Annotated in this window: 12 protein-coding genes and 2 tRNA genes; 12 read left to right on the forward strand and 2 right to left on the reverse strand. The window is 60.9% G+C overall.

Going from position 1 to position 16,172, the window contains the following annotated elements:
* Nucleotide 1 precedes the first annotated feature (1 nt).
* From murQ to DXC90_RS01175, 4 genes are all read left to right on the forward strand, one after another.
* Nucleotides 2–925, forward strand: a complete 924-nt coding sequence (gene murQ / locus DXC90_RS01160; RefSeq protein ID WP_117734386.1) for an N-acetylmuramic acid 6-phosphate etherase — start codon at nucleotides 2–4, stop codon at nucleotides 923–925.
* A gap of 57 nt (nucleotides 926–982) precedes the next feature.
* Nucleotides 983–2,413, forward strand: a complete 1,431-nt coding sequence (locus tag DXC90_RS01165) for a PTS transporter subunit EIIC (RefSeq protein WP_035137407.1) — start codon at nucleotides 983–985, stop codon at nucleotides 2,411–2,413.
* Nucleotides 2,414–2,529: 116 nt separating this feature from the next.
* Nucleotides 2,530–3,582, forward strand: a complete 1,053-nt coding sequence (locus tag DXC90_RS01170; protein WP_117734387.1) for a MupG family TIM beta-alpha barrel fold protein — start codon at nucleotides 2,530–2,532, stop codon at nucleotides 3,580–3,582.
* Nucleotides 3,583–3,674: 92 nt separating this feature from the next.
* Nucleotides 3,675–4,034: an arsenate reductase family protein gene (locus DXC90_RS01175; protein WP_006235321.1), complete on the forward strand. Its 360-nt coding sequence runs from the start codon at nucleotides 3,675–3,677 to the stop codon at nucleotides 4,032–4,034.
* Nucleotides 4,035–4,106: 72 nt separating this feature from the next.
* On the opposite strand, the gene DXC90_RS01180 is transcribed toward DXC90_RS01175, so the two are convergent.
* Nucleotides 4,107–4,517, reverse strand: coding sequence for a hypothetical protein (locus DXC90_RS01180; protein WP_117734388.1), 411 nt, complete (start codon nucleotides 4,515–4,517; stop codon nucleotides 4,107–4,109).
* A gap of 276 nt (nucleotides 4,518–4,793) precedes the next feature.
* Between DXC90_RS01180 and DXC90_RS01185 the strand changes: the two genes are divergently transcribed.
* The 6 genes from DXC90_RS01185 to DXC90_RS01210 all read left to right on the forward strand — a co-directional run bounded on the left by DXC90_RS01185 (nucleotide 4,794) and on the right by DXC90_RS01210 (nucleotide 7,328).
* A tRNA-Gln gene (locus DXC90_RS01185) sits at nucleotides 4,794–4,867 on the forward strand.
* Between the two features lie 17 nt (nucleotides 4,868–4,884).
* Nucleotides 4,885–4,961: transfer RNA gene (locus DXC90_RS01190), tRNA-Glu, on the forward strand.
* A gap of 97 nt (nucleotides 4,962–5,058) precedes the next feature.
* On the forward strand, nucleotides 5,059–5,976 hold the full coding sequence (locus tag DXC90_RS01195; protein ID WP_117734389.1) for a hypothetical protein: 918 nt from the start codon (nucleotides 5,059–5,061) through the stop codon (nucleotides 5,974–5,976).
* Nucleotides 5,966–6,436: an SsrA-binding protein SmpB gene (gene smpB, locus DXC90_RS01200; protein WP_117734390.1), complete on the forward strand. Its 471-nt coding sequence runs from the start codon at nucleotides 5,966–5,968 to the stop codon at nucleotides 6,434–6,436. The genes DXC90_RS01195 and smpB overlap by 11 nt, the downstream gene beginning before the upstream one ends.
* A 155-nt stretch (nucleotides 6,437–6,591) precedes the next feature.
* Entirely contained in the window at nucleotides 6,592–7,095 is a 504-nt protein-coding gene (locus DXC90_RS01205) for a flavin reductase family protein (RefSeq protein ID WP_117734391.1), read from the forward strand.
* 89 nt (nucleotides 7,096–7,184) lie between these two features.
* Nucleotides 7,185–7,328, forward strand: a complete 144-nt coding sequence (locus tag DXC90_RS01210; RefSeq protein ID WP_035137395.1) for a rubredoxin-like domain-containing protein — start codon at nucleotides 7,185–7,187, stop codon at nucleotides 7,326–7,328.
* Between the two features lie 471 nt (nucleotides 7,329–7,799).
* Here the strand turns inward: DXC90_RS01210 and DXC90_RS01215 are convergent, their stop codons facing one another.
* Nucleotides 7,800–9,056, reverse strand: coding sequence for an Nramp family divalent metal transporter (locus DXC90_RS01215; RefSeq protein ID WP_117734392.1), 1,257 nt, complete (start codon nucleotides 9,054–9,056; stop codon nucleotides 7,800–7,802).
* A 522-nt stretch (nucleotides 9,057–9,578) separates the two neighbouring features.
* On the opposite strand from DXC90_RS01215, the gene gltB reads away from it, so the two are divergent.
* Both gltB and DXC90_RS01225 read left to right on the forward strand, forming a co-directional pair.
* Nucleotides 9,579–14,276: a glutamate synthase large subunit gene (gene gltB, locus DXC90_RS01220; RefSeq protein WP_117734393.1), complete on the forward strand. Its 4,698-nt coding sequence runs from the start codon at nucleotides 9,579–9,581 to the stop codon at nucleotides 14,274–14,276.
* A 5-nt stretch (nucleotides 14,277–14,281) separates the two neighbouring features.
* A complete protein-coding gene (locus tag DXC90_RS01225) occupies nucleotides 14,282–15,763 on the forward strand; it encodes a glutamate synthase subunit beta (protein ID WP_117734394.1) in 1,482 nt (493 codons plus the stop codon).
* Nucleotides 15,764–16,172: the final 409 nt, after the last annotated feature.

Genomic DNA, 16,172 nt, shown 5'->3' on the forward strand with positions numbered 1-16,172 from the left:
AATGCTCGATTTAACAAAATTCACGACCGAACAGCGTAATCAAAGGTCAATGGACCTCGATACGATGACATCGCTGCAAATCGTCACGACGATGAACGATGAGGATCTTCGTGCCGTCCAGTCGGTCACAAAAGTGCTGCCCCAGGTTGCCACAGCAATCGACTGGGCTGCTGAGGCACTCGAGCGCGGTGGGCGCGTCTTTTACATGGGCGCAGGCACCAGCGGTCGTCTGGGCGTACTCGACGCTTCGGAGTGTCCGCCCACGTTTGGCGTGTCACCCGATCTGATTGTCGGGCTCATTGCCGGAGGCGAGACGGCGTTTATCAAGGCTGTCGAAGGTGCCGAAGACAGCGAGGAGCTTGGCGCGAACGACCTGCGAGAGCGTGGACTCTCGGACAAGGATTGTGTCGTTGGCTTGGCGGCAAGCGGTCGTACTCCTTATGTGGTGGGTGGCCTTGTGTACGCCAAGGCAACTGGGTGCAAGACCATTGCAATTGCCTGCAACCAAGGGTCGAAGATCGGGGAGAGCGCAGATCTTGCCATTGAGCCCGTGCCCGGTCCCGAGGTGCTGACCGGCTCAACGAGGCTCAAGGCGGGAACGGTTCAAAAGCTCATCCTCAACATGATTTCGACCGGTGCCATGGTCAAGATCGGTAAGGTATACCAAAACCTGATGGTCGATGTGCAGCAGACGAACGAGAAGTTGGTGGTGCGCGGCCAGAACATCGTGATGGAGGCGACCGGCTGCACGCGCGAGCGCGCTGTTCAGGCGCTTGCAGATGCCGACGGCCACGTAAAAACCGCTATTGTCTCGGTACTGCTGGACTGCGATGCCGAGCAGGCTGCGGTAGCTCTTGAGCGGGCGCGCGGCCATGTTCGTGCTGCGGTGAGTGGCCATGAGAAGAACAATGCCGATGCCCAATAGGTGCGCGGCGTGAGCTGATATGACATCCAAACGAGATACCCAATACAAGGAGGAGTTATGACGAACAAAGAGCTGGCCCAAAAGCTGCTAGACCTTTTGGGCGGTAAAGACAACGTGCTCGCAAACGCGGCGTGCATGACGCGCCTGCGCGTGACCGTCAAAGACACGGGCAACGTCGACACGGAGGGCATTAAGGCACTCGACGGCGTGATGGGCCTGGTCGAGGACGACACGATGCAGATCGTGCTGGGTCCGGGCAAGGTGAATAAGGTGCTCGAGGAGTTCTCCAAGCTCACCGGCCTTGCGAAAGGCGTTGCTGACGAGAGCGTGGTTGACGCTGCGGCCACAAACAAGGCCGCGCAGAAGGCCAAGTACGAGTCCAAGCCGGTTCAGGCCTTCCTCAAGAAGATTTCCAATGTCTTCGTCGCCCTGCTTCCCGGCATCATTGCGGCTGGCCTCATCAACGGTATCTGCAACGTCATTAACGTCTCGACGGCAGGCGCGCTTGCAGGCGAGTGGTGGTACCAGGGCATTCGTTCCATGGGCTGGGCCCTGTTTGCCTATCTGCCCATCTTGGTGGGCTATAACGCGGCACGTGAGTTTGGTGGCTCCGCTGCGCTGGGCGGCATCGCCGGCATGATGTGTATCGCCAACAGTGCCATGCCCCTGCTTGCGCCTGGCGCGGCTGATCCTGCCACTGCCATTCTGCTGCCGCTTACCAATGCGCAGTACAACCCCGCAGCGGGCGGCATGATCGCGGCCCTCATCGCTGGTGCATTTTTTGCCTGGATGGAGCGTCAGATTCGCAAGGTTATGCCCAACGCACTCGACACGTTCCTGTCCCCGTTGCTGGTGCTCATCATCGGCGCCTTTGCTCTGATGCTCGTCATCCAGCCGGTTGGCGCATGGCTGACGACTGCCATCTTTAGCGTTTTGACCTTTATCTTCGAGAAGCTGGGCGTCCTGGGCGGCTATATCCTGTCGGCAGGCTTCTTGCCGCTGGTGTCCGTCGGCCTGCATCAGGCGCTCACGCCGATCCACGCTATGCTCAACGATCCCGACGGCGCTACCAAGGGTATCAATTACCTGCTGCCCATCCTTATGATGGCTGGCGGCGGCCAGGTCGGTGCCGGTCTGGCGCTGTACTTTAAGACCAAGAACGCCAAACTCAAGAAGTACGTCGCCGAGTCCATTCCCGTTGGAATCCTGGGTGTGGGCGAGCCTCTGATGTATGCTGTTACGCTGCCGCTCGTTCGCCCGTTTGTGACGGCCTGCCTGGGTGCCGGATTTGGTGGCGCGCTCGCGGCGCTGCTTCACATCGGCACGGTTTCTCAGGGCGTTTCCGGTCTGTTTGGCCTGCTGATCGTCGTTCCTGGCCAGCAGCTCGGCTACGTTGCCGCTATGCTGCTTGCCTATGCCGCCGGCTTTGTCCTGACGTGGTTCTTTGGCGTCGACGAGCAGAAGATCAACGAGTTCTTTGGCGAGTAGTTTGATATCGCGAGCCGTGTTGCTCAGAGCTCGCGGCGCGCGGCAGATTTCTTGATGCTATGGTTGTGCCGGCGGGGCTAACTGCTCCGCCGGCCTTTTTAAAGGAGCGTTGTAGCGTGAAAACGGGTATTTCGATTTATCTTTCCAGCCCTCTGCAGGATATTGAGCGGACGATTGAGCGTGGTGCTGCGGCGGGTGCGCGCTATGCGTTTACCTCACTGCATATTCCCGAGGATGGGGGAGCGGCGTATGCCGATAAGGTCCGTCATGTGCTGTCGCTGCTTTCCGCCCGCGGCATTGCGCTCATTGCCGATGTGGGGCCGCGCACGTGCGATTTGCTCGGGCTTGAGCGCATCGAGGACCTGCGCGATCTGGGGTTGGAATACCTTCGTTTGGACTATGGCTTTAGCGCCCAGCGGGTCGCGGAGCTGTCCGGTGTATTTCGCATTGTGGTCAATGCATCGACGGTGAGTTCTGATGAAATCGCATCGTGGCGTGAGGCCGGTGCCGATGTGACTCGTTTTGCCGCCTGCCACAATTTTTACCCCAAGCCTTATACCGGCTTAGCTCTGGAGGACATTGCTCGGGTGAATCTTCGTCTTGCGGCGCTTGGATTCGAAATCATGGCTTTTGTGCCGGGTGATGCTAACGTTCGCGGGCCGGTATTCGAGGGGCTGCCGACGGTTGAGGCGCAGCGCGGTCGCGCGTCAAAGGTTGCCCTCAACATGCTTGAGCTCGCACATGGCGCCGATTGCGACATTGTGTTGGTCGGCGACCCCGATCTTTCCGATGCGGGCTGGGCGCAGTTTGCTCAAGTTTCCGCCGGATACGTGGACCTGCAATGCGAGCTTGAGTCCAGTTATGCCTATGTGCGTGGGCAGATTCATCACGACCGGCCCGATTCGAGCGTCCTCATCTTTAGGTCTCAGGAGTCGCGCACGACGCATAAGCCGGATTCCGTGCCGACGGATGCCGGAGCCGGCCTGCCGCGCAAGGCGGGGTCGATCGCTGTGAGCAATAGCGGCTATGGGCGCTACGAAGGCGAGCTTGAGATTGCTCGGGTCGATCTTCCCGGTGACGAGCGCATGAACGTTGCGGGCCATATCACGCCCGAGGCAATGGAACTGCTGCCGTTCATCAAACGCGGATTCGGGGTACGGTTCGTTTAGCGTGTGACCCGTGGGCTACAATTGGGCCATCGTGCGAAGGCGCCTCGTGTGGCGTGTGCCTGCGTTGGCCGATCTATATTCGGAGGATTCCCATGACTGTACTGTTTGTTGAATATCCCAAGTGCTCGACCTGTAAGAAGGCTAAGGCATGGCTGGACGAACACGGGGTAGAGTATATCGACCGCGATATCGTTTTGGACAATCCCACGGCTGATGAGCTTGCGACCTGGATTGCTCGTTCGGGGCTGCCGGTGCGGCGCTTCTTTAATTCGTCGGGCATGAAATATCGAGAGCTGGGCCTGAAGGCGCGTCTGGATGCGGGCATGACGGATCGGGAGTGCTACGAGCTGCTGGCGACCGACGGCATGCTGGTCAAGCGTCCGCTGCTGGTGGGCGACGACTTTGCGATTCCCGGCTTTAGGGAAGCGGCTTGGGCCGAGGCGTTGCTGTAGCGGCTGCGGAAAGTGCGACCCGTTTTGAGCGCTCGGGGCGGGACGTGTTTTCCATCGGCGGGCTCGCTCGGCTCAATCCTCGAGCTGTGTCCATTCGTGCGGATCGTAGACCTTTACGTGCTTGTTGGGCTTGCCGCTCCAGTACTCCTCGTCCATAAAGGGCAGATATGCCTGAACGCCGGGGCAGATAAAGGGAATCCGCTGCTGTTGCAGTCGCTCGCGCTGGCGCTGCTCCAGGTGCGCCTCGGATATGACGGTCGGCATACCGGACAGCTCGACGAGGCTTGCCTGGATTCGCTTAAGGTCGGGGAGTCCCGCGTGCCATGACATCCGCATGATCAAAAATGAGGCGCGGCGGTAGTTTGCCTGCATCACCGTGATGGCGGGGCGCAGTGTGGGATGGATCTTGTCCCGTTCGGGCCAAAGGTCAGCAGTGATCTCGAGGCCCAGGGTCTCCCATAGGTAATCAAGCTCTTCGTCCACGGCGCCTCGATATCTACGCGATCATTGATACTTCGATTGTGTTGCCTGGTGTTATCGCTTTCGCGGTAGAATCTGCCAACGGTTGACGGCTACCGCTCGCGGCGTTTTGCCCTTCGTGTACAGCGGTCGGCTTCACAGGTCCTTCACGGGTTGGACTAAAGTAGGCCAATTTGGCTGAATTTTAAAAAAGTCAAAATTGGGGCTTGCGTCACGGCGGTACTTCCCGTATATTTCTTTCTTGCGCAAAGGCACAGCCGAGCGCAGCGATGCAGTCATTGGGATGTCGTCTAATGGCAGGACAGCGGATTCTGGTTCCGTCAATGGGGGTTCGACTCCCTCCATCCCAGCCATTGCATTTGCTACATATGGCCCGTTCGTCTAGCGGTTTAGGACGCCGCCCTCTCAAGGCGGAGATCACCAGTTCGAATCTGGTACGGGCTACCAAAATTGAACGCCCGGGCCTCGTAAGAGACCCGGGTTTTGTGTATTGACCGATATTTAAGGCGCGCGTTGAGTCTGCCGCCCGGACCGAGGAGTTGTCATGGACCTGCCTATCAGCTTGGAAGACATCACGTATGCCGAGAACTATCTGGCGCAGGGCGACCTGGCTACGGCGACGCCGCTGCTGGAGCGTCTGGTTGAGCTCGCCGAGGAGTATATCGACGCTGAGTGCAAGACGGAGGAGAAGCGCCAGTACTTTAGCTTCGATAGTAAGTTTGAGCGTCTGGCCTATCGCCGCGTGGAGAAGGATCCGCGCGAGCTGGTGCAGGTCGAGGTTCCCTTTGACCGCCTGTACTCCGACATGGCGTTTGCCTACATCCGCCAGCAGGATTATGTGAGTGCTCGGAATGCCCTGATGCAGGCCGTGCGTTGGGATCCCATGAACTGCAACTATCGCTTGGACTTGGCCGAGCTGTTCCGTGCGCTCGAGGACAAGCAGGAGTGGGCATCGCTCTCGTTCTCGGTGCTGGAGCGCGCGAGCGACGGTAAGTGCGCCGCACGCGCCTACACCAACTTGGGTCAGTACTTCTTGGAGCCCGAGACCGAGAACATTTCGGCTGCCGTGGGCTGCGCGCGTCTGGCGCTGCGCCTGGCGCCCAATGATGCGCATACGACGCGCCTGCTCAATAAGATCCATACCACCTATCCGGATGCCGCCGATGAGAGCGACGACCACGTGATGGGTGAGCTCGCCCTGCAGGGCGTGCCGACCTCACCTTCGGCCGAGATCGCCATCTGCCTGATCATGTGTGCGACCGACGCTGCGGGCGACGGCGACAAGCAGGAGGCTACGCGCCTGACGGTCCGTGCCCGCGACCTGGTGGGCGAGGAGGCATGCGCGGCGATCATTAAGCTGGTGCGCGAGAGCGATGCCGAGCTTAACGCCGAGCGCAAGGCAAAGCGCGAGGCTGCGGGCTCAAACGCCGACGACGTCAAGGAGGCCGGCGATGCCCGGTAAGCGCGAGCGCAAGCTCATTTCCAAGAATCGCTCGGCGCATCACGAGTACTTTATCGATGAGACGTTTGAGTGCGGCATTGAACTGAGCGGCACCGAGGTCAAGTCGATTCGCGAGCGCGCCTGCCAGATCACCGATACCTTCGCGCTGATCCGCGGCGGGGAGTGCTGGCTCGTCGGCCTGCATATCCACCCTTATAGCCATGGTGGCGTGTGGAATCGCGATCCCGACCGTCGGCGTCGTCTGCTGCTGCACCGCAAGGAGATCGACTTTCTTGACGGCAAACTTCGCAACCGTGGTTATGCGCTGGTTCCGTTGGAACTCTACTTTAATACCGACGGTCGCGTAAAACTGCTGCTGGGTCTGGGCCGCGGCAAGAAGCTCTACGACAAGCGCGAGGATATGGCCAAGCGTGACGTTCAGCGTGAAATCGATCGCGCGCTTAAGGAGCGTAATCGCTAGGAACGAATTTGCGGGGAGCTGCCCTGCTGTGCCCGTCCCGTCTTCCTAACTTTTTTGACACATTTTCCTCAAAGGCGGCGTCCGTTATGGGCGGCGCCTTTTTTGTGGGTACATACAGCCATGAGGTTCGATCCCGGGTTAGGGGAGTGATTGTTATGGACAAAACTGCGTTCTTTACCATGCCGAGCGGCCTGTACGTGGTGAGCGCCGCGGCAGACGGGCTGCGCGCCGGCTGCGTCATCAACACAGCAGTGCAGGTGACGTCCGCGCCGCCACGCATCTCGGTTGCCGTGAACAAGGATAACGTTACGTCTGGCGTTATCGCGTCTGCCAAGGCCTTTGCACTGACGGTGATCGACCAGACGGCTGATATGCTCTACGTTGGCAACTTTGGCTTCCGTACCAGCAGCGACTATGACAAATTTGCCAAGTACGAGACGCGCGAGACCGCACTGGGCATGCCTTATGTTCCCGAGCATGCGGCGGCGCTGTTTAGCTGCCGTTTGATTGACACCGTGGATGTGGGCACGCACCTGCTCTTTATTGGCGAGGTTGAGGATGCCGAGCGCTTGAGCGGCGAGACTCCGTTGACCTATGACTACTACCACAAGGTTCTGAAGGGTAAGACGCCGCCCAAGGCTTCTTCGTATCAAGGCTAGAAATGTTTCGAAAGTACTTGCATTATATTATTGAGAACATATACTGATAAATGAAGTACACCAGCAGTCACGTTCGAGAGGAGAACATCATGGCTGAGGAGAAGAAGACGTATAAGTTCGTATGCACCGTTTGCGGTTATGAGGTAGAGGTCGACACGCCCGAACTGCCCGAGGACTACGTGTGCCCGGTCTGTGGCGTCGGTCCCGATCAGTTCGAGCTTGTCGAGGAGTAGCTCGTAGACACACGGCTTGCAGTAACACATAGCTCTGTCCAAGGGCCCCGGTCGAATTCTCGGCCGGGGCCCTTTTGATTAATCCGTCCCCAAGGGATCACGGCTGCTGTTAGCCGATCCTGTCTGACGTGAGTCCGGCCGACCGTTTGTCTCAATCTGTAACATGTGGCGGCTCAAAACGGGCCTATCTGTTACAGATTGAGACAAAAGGTTGGAGCTGAAGAAATGTCTCGATCTGTAACATCTAGAAGCGGAAATTGGGTCCACTTGTTACAGATTGAGACAAACCAAAACCGTCCGGCAGAAGATCTCAACCCGTAACATCTAACAGTGAAAACGGGGTCTACGTGTTACAGATTGAGACAAACGGAGCTGTCTCTCGGAAAGATCTCAATCTGTAACACCTAGACACCAAAAGCGGGTCTAGACGTTACAGATCGAGACGTTTGCCTGGGTAGGTGCCCCGCTCCATTACATCCCTGTCAACAACACGACATCGAGAATCGTCACGATGGCACCGATCCCTACGAGTAGCGCGTTGAGCGGGCGCGAGTTGGCGTATTTGCCCATGACGCGGCGTGAGCTGGTGAGCCGTATGAGCACAAAGACCGTAATCGGCAGCTGAAGCGACAACAATGCCTGACTCCAGATGAGACCTTCAAAAGGATTTGGGACGACCAGACACGCCGCCACTGCGCCGGCGAAACAGGTCGCCACCCCGATCGAGGAATGTCGGTCGTGGATGTCGTATTCCTCGTCGAACATGCCCGCGGTGATGGTTCCCGCCGCCATGCCTGCCGTCACACTACTCGAGAGGCCTGCAAACAGCAGTGCCACCGCAAAGATGGTCGAGCTTGCCGGGCCCAGAATGGGGGAGAGCGTGGCCGCTGCGACGGCGATGTCGTCTACGACAATGCCGTGCGCAAAGAAGGTCGTTGCGGCCAGGATGACCATGGCCGAGTTGATTGCCCAGCCCACGCCCATCGAAAAGAGCGTGTCGAAGAGCTCGTAGCGCAGACGCTCTTCGATAACCTGCTCGCCTTGGCCTTCGAAGTGCATGGATTGGATGACCTCGGAGTGCAGGAAGAGATTGTGTGGCATAACGACCGCGCCTAGGACACTTACGATAATCGCTACCGAGCCAGTGGGCATACTGGGCGTGATCCAGCTTGCGGCGGCTTGCGGCCAGTCGACCTTGACCAGCGCAAGCTCGGCCAAAAACGAGAGTCCTACCACGCCTACGAAGGCGATGATCCAGCGTTCGGCACGCTTGTAGGAGTTCGTCATCAGCATCGCCATCGATACTGCCGCCACGATGACGCAGCCCGCACGCACGGGCAGCCCAAAGAGCATTTGAAGGGCGATTGCGCCGCCTAGGACCTCGGCCATGGCGGTGGCGATGGTCGCGAGATAGGCGCTGCCGAGCACCGCGCGTCCCACGATGCGGGGGAGGTAGCGTGTCGTGGCCTCGGCAAGACAGGCGCCCGTGGCGATACCCAGGTGTGCCGCGTTGTGCTGCAGCACAATGAGCATAATCGTGGACAGCGTGACGATCCACAGCAGCGCGTAGCCAAACTGCGAGCCCGCGGCCATATTGGAGGCCCAGTTGCCCGGGTCGATAAAGCCGACGGTGACGAGCAGCCCGGGACCGATATGCCGCGCAATGTCTAGGCCTCCGTGACCACCGGTGCGCGGGGAGCCAAAGTGATGTTTGAGATGGTTGAGCATGGTGCATTCCTGCGTGCCGTTTGTTTGACGCCACAAAGGATAACCGTTTTAGGCTCGAAAGTTAACCAAGACTAATAAAAATGCCGTATTTGAATAGGATGGTGAAAGGGGGCTGCCGAAATGTCTTGATCTGTAACAACTGGGGATGGAAATTGGGCCTAGGTGTTACAGATCGAGACAGGAAGAAATGGTCCTATGGAAAATCTCGTTCTGTAACAGCTGACCGCCAAAGCCGGCCCTTCGTGTTACAGATTGAGACATTCGGAATTGTCTCTCGAAAACATCTCAATCTGTAACAGTAAGCCGTCGAAATTGGGTCTTCCTGTTACAGATTGAGATGTTTGAAGCGGTGAGCTTACAGGCCGAACTTGGGACCCTTGTTGTCGCCCTTGAGGTCGGCGGTGTCCACTCGTAGGGCGTGCGTTACGCGATTGTTTCGAAACGGGCGGGAAACACAGCGGGCCGGCGATGCTCCTAGTATGCCTATTCAACTGACTGTCTTATATCTAGGGGAGGATCGCGATGCAGGCAGATTCCGCTCAGCAGCAGGGCCTTTATCGCCCCGAATTCGACCACGATGCATGCGGCATCGGCGCGCTTGCCGATATCAACGGCGAGCGCCATCACCAGATTCTGGACGACGCGCTGTCCATTTTGGTTAACTTGGAGCACCGCGGCGGCACGGGACTCGAGAAGAACACCGGCGACGGTGCCGGCATCCTGTTCCAGGTTCCGCATCACTTTTTTCGAAAAGAGGCTCAAAAGTGCGGCCAGATTCTGCCGACAGAGGGCGACTATGGCGTGGCCATGCTGTTCTTCCCGCAGGACGACAAGGGCGTAGAGGATGCCCGCCGCGTGTTTGAGGAGGGCTGCGCCGAGGCCGGCGTGCCGCTGCTCTTTTGGCGCGAGGTACCGGTCGACCCGCACGACCTGGGCGAGACGGCCCGCGCCTGCATGCCTACTATCTTGCAGGCCTTCCTGGGCCGTCCGGACGACACGCCCGCCGGCGATGCCTTCGAGCGCCGCCTGTACGTGTGCCGCCGTACCATCGAGAAGAAGGCCGACGCTGAGTTCGCTCTGCGTGACAAGATCTTCTACGTGTGCTCCATGAGCTCGCGCACCATCGTGTACAAGGGCATGCTGGTCGCCACGCAGATGCGCCGCTTCTTCATTGATCTTAACGACGCCGCCGTCAAGACGGCTGTGGCGCTCGTCCACTCGCGCTACTCCACCAACACCACGCCCAGCTGGGAGCGTGCGCACCCCAACCGTTTTATCATTCACAACGGCGAGATCAACACCCTTAAGGGCAACGTCAACTGGATTCGCGCCCGCGAGCCCAACCTGTACAGTCCCGTGCTGCAGCACGATCTTGAGCGCGTGATGCCCATCATCAACCGCGAGGGTTCCGACTCCGCGATTCTGGACAACGTTCTCGAGTTTTTGGTTATGAACGGTCGTCCGCTTACGCGTGCCGCATCCATGCTGCTGCCCGAGCCGTGGGACCACAACGATAGTCTGAGTGAGGAGCGTCGCGCCTACGACGCCTACCAGTCTATGCTCATGGAGCCTTGGGATGGTCCGGCGGCCATCGCCTTTACCGACGGCCGTACCCTGGGTGCCGCCCTCGACCGTAACGGCCTGCGCCCGGCTCGCTACTACGTGACGCGCGACGGCCGCTTTATGCTGGCGAGCGAGGTGGGCACCATCGAGGTGCGCCCCGAGAACATCCTGACGAGCGGCTGCCTGGGACCGGGTCAGATGCTCGAGGTCGATTTTGCCCGCGGCCGCGTGATCTACAACGACGAGCTGCGCGCCCGTTACGCCAAGGAAAAGCCCTACCGTGATTGGATTGCCGAGGAGACGCTGACCGTCGACGCGCTCGATGAGCCCGTTGCGGCAACACCCGCCGAGGACGCCGAGGTGCCTGCCGCCGTGCGCATGGCCAAGCTCGGCTACCACTGGGATGACGTCGACGAGGTCGTGCGCCCCATGGCCCAGCAGGGCAAGCCCCCGCTCGCCTCGATGGGTATCGATGCGCCGCTGGCCTGCCTGTCCAAGAAGACGCGTTCGTTCTTTGACTACTTCTATCAGTTATTCGCCCAGGTCACGAATCCGCCGATCGATGCCCTGCGCGAGCACATGGTCACCTCGACCACGCTCTACCTGGGTAACCACGGCAACCTGCTCGAGGATTCCCGCACGGCCTGTCAGCTGGTGCGCTTGGAGCGCCCGTTGCTCAACGAGGAGGAGTTCGAGCATATCTGTGCCATCGACCGTGTTGGCTTTAAGACCCGTCGTTTCCGTGCCGTCTACCGCCGCGATGCCGGCGAGGGCGCGCTGCAGGCTGCGCTCAAGCAGCTTGCCGAGGACGTCGAGGCTGCGGTCCGCGACGGCGTGAACATCGTGGTGCTGAGCGATCGCGCCGGAGCGGGCGAGGTGCCCGTGCCCTCGCTGCTTGCCGTGGGCTGTGTGCACAACCATCTGATCCGCGCCGGTGTGCGCACCTTTGCCGATATCGTGGTGGAGTGCGGCGACGCGGTGTCCCCGCACGACTTTGCGGCACTGGTGGGCTACTCCGCGAGCGGCATCTATCCGTATAACGCGCATGCGTGCATCCGCGATCTGGCGGCACGCGGCGACCTGGACGTGACGGCCGAGCAGGGCATCGCCAATTACAACAAGGCTGCGACCGCCGGCATCGTCTCCATCATGTCCAAGATGGGCATCTCCACGGTGCAGAGCTATCATTCCGCGCAAATCTTCGAGGCCGTGGGCTTTACGCCGGAGTTCGTCAACGCGTACTTTGCCGGCACGGTGAGCCGTGTGGGCGGTATGGGTGTCGAGGACGTTGAGCGCGAGCAAAACGAGCGATACGACGCCGCGCTCGCTATCCTTAAGAGCCCGGCTCCCGATCAGCTGCCCACACTGGGCCTGACCAAGTGGCGCCCGCTCGGCGGCGAGGATCACCTGATCGACCCCCAGACTGTCTACCTGCTGCAGACTGCCTGTCGCGAGGACAGCTACGACACCTTTAAGGAGTACAGCACCCGCCTGCACCGCACCGGTCGTGCCGTGCGCCTGCGCGACCTGCTGGACTTTAATGCCAGCGGCCGCACTCCGGTGGCACTCGACGAGGTCGAGCCCGCGCTCAACATCGTCCGCCGCTTTAACACCGGCGCCATGTCGTACGGCTCCATCAGCAAAGAGGCGCACGAGTGCATGGCCATCGCCATGAATCGCCTGCATGGACGTTCCAACTCGGGTGAGGGCGGCGAGGACCCGCGTCGCGAGACCCCGCTGGCCAACGGCGACTCCAAGAACTCCGCCATCAAGCAGGTGGCAAGCGCGCGCTTTGGCGTGACGAGCCGTTACCTGTGCAGCGCCTTCGAGATTCAGATCAAGATGGCCCAGGGCGCCAAGCCCGGCGAGGGTGGCCACCTGCCCGGTAAGAAGGTCTACCCCTGGATCGCCGAGGTCCGTCAGTCCACGCCCGGCATCGGCCTGATCTCGCCTCCGCCGCACCACGATATTTACTCCATCGAGGACCTGGCAGAGCTGATCTTTGACCTTAAGAACGCCAACCCCGGCGCGCGCGTGTCGGTCAAGCTGGTCAGCGAGGCCGGCGTCGGTACCATCGCCACCGGTGTGGCCAAGGGTGCTGCCGACAAGATCTTGATCAGCGGCCACAATGGCGGCTCGGGTGCCGCTGCGCGCGACTCTATCTGGCATGCGGGTCTGCCGCTGGAGCTCGGCCTTGCCGAGGCCCAGCAGACGCTGCTGCAAAACGGCCTGCGCTCGCGCGTGGTGCTCGAGGCCGACGGCAAACTCATGGACGGCACCGATGTCGCCGTCGCCTGCTTGCTGGGTGCCGAGGAGTTTGGTTTTGCGACCATGCCGCTCATCTCGATGGGCTGCCTCATGCAGCGCGACTGCCAGCAGGATACCTGCCCGGCCGGCATCGCCACGCAAAACTGCCGCCTGCGTCGTGGCTTCCGCGGCAAGCCCGAGCACGTCGAGCACTTTATGCTCTTTGTTGCCGAGCAGCTGCGCGAGGTCATGGCGAGCCTGGGCTTCCGCACCGTCGACGAGATGGTCGGCCATCCCGAGTGCTTGCGCCAGATCGAGGTCCCGGGCAACCACAAGGCCAACCTGCTCGATCTGTCGCCCGTGCTGGCGAGCGCGACCTGCGAGTTCGGTGCCCACATTCCGGGTGCCGACGGTCGTCACTTCCTGCCGCAGATGGCTGCCGACAGTGAGCTCGACAAGACGCTCGACTCCACGCTGTTTGTGCCCTACACGGCCGATGCTCGTGCGCACCTGCGTCCGATTCGCTTCCGCGCCGATATCGCAAACGTCAACCGCTGCGTTGGCACCATTCTGGGCAACGCGGTGACCAAGGCGCATCCCGAGGGCCTGCCCGCCGGCTCCATCACCATCGATTGCGATGGATCTGCTGGTCAGAGCTTTGGCGCGTTCCTGCCGCGCGGCATTACGCTCAACGTGTGCGGTGACGCCAATGACTACTTTGGCAAGGGCCTTTCGGGCGGCGAGGTGTCGGTGCGCCCCAACCCGCATGCGACCTACAAGTTCGACGAGAACATCATCGTGGGCAACGTTGCGTTCTTTGGCGCCACGAGCGGCCGCGGCTTCATTAACGGTCTGGCCGGCCAGCGCTTTGGCGTGCGCAACTCCGGTGCTACCGTGGTGGTCGAGGGCTGCGGAAACCACGGCTGCGAGTACATGACGGGCGGCCTGGCGCTCATCCTGGGCGAGGTCGGGCAGAACTTCGCCGCCGGCATGACTGGTGGCGTGGCCTATGTCTTTGACCAGTACGGCACGCTCGATGCCCGTGTGAACCACGAGAGCGTTGAGCTCAAGGCCCCGACGGCCGACGAACTGACGCAGATTCGTGCGCTCATCCAGGAGCACGTGGACGCGACGCAGAGCCCGCGCGGCATTAAGCTGCTCTACAGCTTTGAGACGATGAGCAAGCACTTTGTGAAGGTCATTCCGACCGAGTACGAGCGCGTGCTGGCGATTGTCGCCGCGGGCGAGGCTGCCGGGAAGACGCATGCTCAGGCCGAGGAGCTGGCGTTTGACATCGTGACCGGTCGCGCGAGTGCCGCGGATGTTGCTCGCTTCGATGCTGCGGGCGATGCTGCGGGCGCTGTGCCCGCCGCCGCCAGCTCTGTTGCTTCGACCAAGAAGGAGGCGTAAGTGCCATGGGTAAGCCCGGTGCTTTTCTTGATATCGATCGCGTGACCCACGAGCTGCGCCCCGTGGAGGAGCGCAGCCGCGATTTCGATCCGCTGTACGTGGAGCTCGACGACGATGCGCGCCGTGCCCAGGCGAGCCGCTGCATGATGTGCGGTGTGGCGTTTTGTCAGATGGGCGCGAGCTTTGGCAAGGCGCGTCCGAGTGGCTGCCCACTGCACAATCTGATTCCCGAGTGGAACGAGCTAGTGTATCGCGGCCGCTGGAACGAGGCTGCCGAGCGTCTGTCACTCACCTCGCCCATGCCCGAGTTCACGAGCCGCGTGTGCCCGGCGCTGTGCGAGGCCGCGTGCAACCTGGGTTCGGTCGACGGCCAGCCCACGACGATTCACGATAACGAGCGCGCGATTAGCGACCATGAGTGGGCCAACGGCGGTCCGCGACGCTTTGAGCCGGCGGGGGAGGATGCGCCCACGGTCGCCGTGGTTGGTTCTGGACCGGCTGGTCTGGTGGCTGCATGGGAGCTTGCGCGTCGCGGCGCCCGTGTGACGGTGTTTGAGCGCGATGACCGCCCGGGCGGTCTGCTCATGTATGGCATTCCCAACATGAAGCTCGAGAAGTCCGTGGTCGAGCGTCGCGTGGCGCTCATGCGTGAGTTGGGCATTGTGTTTGAGCTGAGCGCCGATGTGACGGACCCTGCGGTGGCAGCCAAGCTCGATGGCTTTGACGCTGTCGTGGTGGCTGCTGGTGCCCGTGCCCCGCGCGGGCTTTCGGCTGCGAACATCGAAGTGCCCGGCGTGGTGTATGCCGTGGACTACCTGACGGCTTCGACCGTCTCGCTGCTCGATGGTGGCGAGCTCGCGGTGGACGCTCGCGGTCTGGACGTCGTGGTCATTGGCGGCGGCGATACCGGCAACGACTGCGTGGGTACCGCCGTGCGCCAGGGTGCGCGCAGTGTGCGCCAGTTTGAGTTTTTGCCGGCCGCGCCCGATAAGCGCGCGGCGAGCAACCCCTGGCCGCAGTGGCCCAACGTTAAGAAGACCGACTACGGCCAGCAGGAGGCTATCGCTGCGATGGGTGGCGAGATGCGTGCCTGGGGCGTGGATACGCTCGAGGTGCTGCTGGACAAGAAGGGTGCGGCTGCGGGCCTGCGCGTGGTCGATCTGGATTGGTCGGCGGGAAAGCCCGAGCACATCGCGGGCTCCGAGCACGAGGTGCCGGCGCAGCTGGTGCTCATCGCCTGCGGCTTTACGGGTCCGGAGCACAGCGTGTTCGAAGCTGTCGGCGTGCCTGTTGCCACGGCCGGGCGACCTCTGCCCGTAATGGCTGCCGAGGGTTCGCATCGTGCAGCTCGCGTGGATGGCGTTGCTGCGGATGCCGCGCCGGTGTTTGTTGCCGGCGACGCCCGCAACGGCAGCTCGCTCGTGGTGAACGCCATGGCCGACGCCCTGGCCTGTGCTGCCGAAGTTGCAGACGCGCTGGAGCTGTAAGGTAGTCGCCCACAATCGAATCAACAAGGGCTGTCCCCAACTGCCGGCACAAAAGGAACGTCCCTAAGTGCCGGCAGTTGGGGACGTTCCTTTTCTGTCGGCATTCGGGGACACTCCTTGCGGATTTGCGAGCGATTTGCTCGTTTGTCGACGTACGGGTGTTCATTTGTCGACTTTTTGGGCTGTGGTCACCTGTTGTTTCTGTGGTGGCTGCGGGCATCTGGCTCAAAAGGTCGGGTTGGCTGTCTATGTCTACCTGCGGTTTCTTTGCGGTGCGCTCATTCGGTCAAGCTTTTCGTCAAGTGTTTGGTCAGCATCTGGTTTGCAGCCGGAGGCCTATTTTGCCCGCGCTTGCCTCGGTTGCTTGCCCTCCTCGTAAGCTCAAATTGAGGTCCATCAGTTTGAGGAG

The organism is Collinsella sp. TF09-1AT (assembly GCF_003436895.1).
In the GTDB taxonomy this organism is placed as follows: domain Bacteria; phylum Actinomycetota; class Coriobacteriia; order Coriobacteriales; family Coriobacteriaceae; genus Collinsella.

Excerpts from the sequence above, each read along its gene's own strand:
- murQ (WP_117734386.1), top strand. The coding sequence starts at position 2 with ATGCTCGATTTAACAAAATTCACGACCGAACAGCGTAATCAAAGGTCA.
- DXC90_RS01165 (WP_035137407.1), top strand. The coding sequence starts at position 983 with ATGACGAACAAAGAGCTGGCCCAAAAGCTGCTAGACCTTTTGGGCGGT.
- DXC90_RS01175 (WP_006235321.1), top strand. The coding sequence starts at position 3,675 with ATGACTGTACTGTTTGTTGAATATCCCAAGTGCTCGACCTGTAAGAAG.
- DXC90_RS01195 (WP_117734389.1), top strand. The coding sequence starts at position 5,059 with ATGGACCTGCCTATCAGCTTGGAAGACATCACGTATGCCGAGAACTAT.
- smpB (WP_117734390.1), top strand. The coding sequence starts at position 5,966 with ATGCCCGGTAAGCGCGAGCGCAAGCTCATTTCCAAGAATCGCTCGGCG.
- DXC90_RS01205 (WP_117734391.1), top strand. The coding sequence starts at position 6,592 with ATGGACAAAACTGCGTTCTTTACCATGCCGAGCGGCCTGTACGTGGTG.
- DXC90_RS01210 (WP_035137395.1), top strand. The coding sequence starts at position 7,185 with ATGGCTGAGGAGAAGAAGACGTATAAGTTCGTATGCACCGTTTGCGGT.
- DXC90_RS01215 (WP_117734392.1), bottom strand. The coding sequence starts at position 9,056 with ATGCTCAACCATCTCAAACATCACTTTGGCTCCCCGCGCACCGGTGGT.
- gltB (WP_117734393.1), top strand. The coding sequence starts at position 9,579 with ATGCAGGCAGATTCCGCTCAGCAGCAGGGCCTTTATCGCCCCGAATTC.
- DXC90_RS01225 (WP_117734394.1), top strand. The coding sequence starts at position 14,282 with ATGGGTAAGCCCGGTGCTTTTCTTGATATCGATCGCGTGACCCACGAG.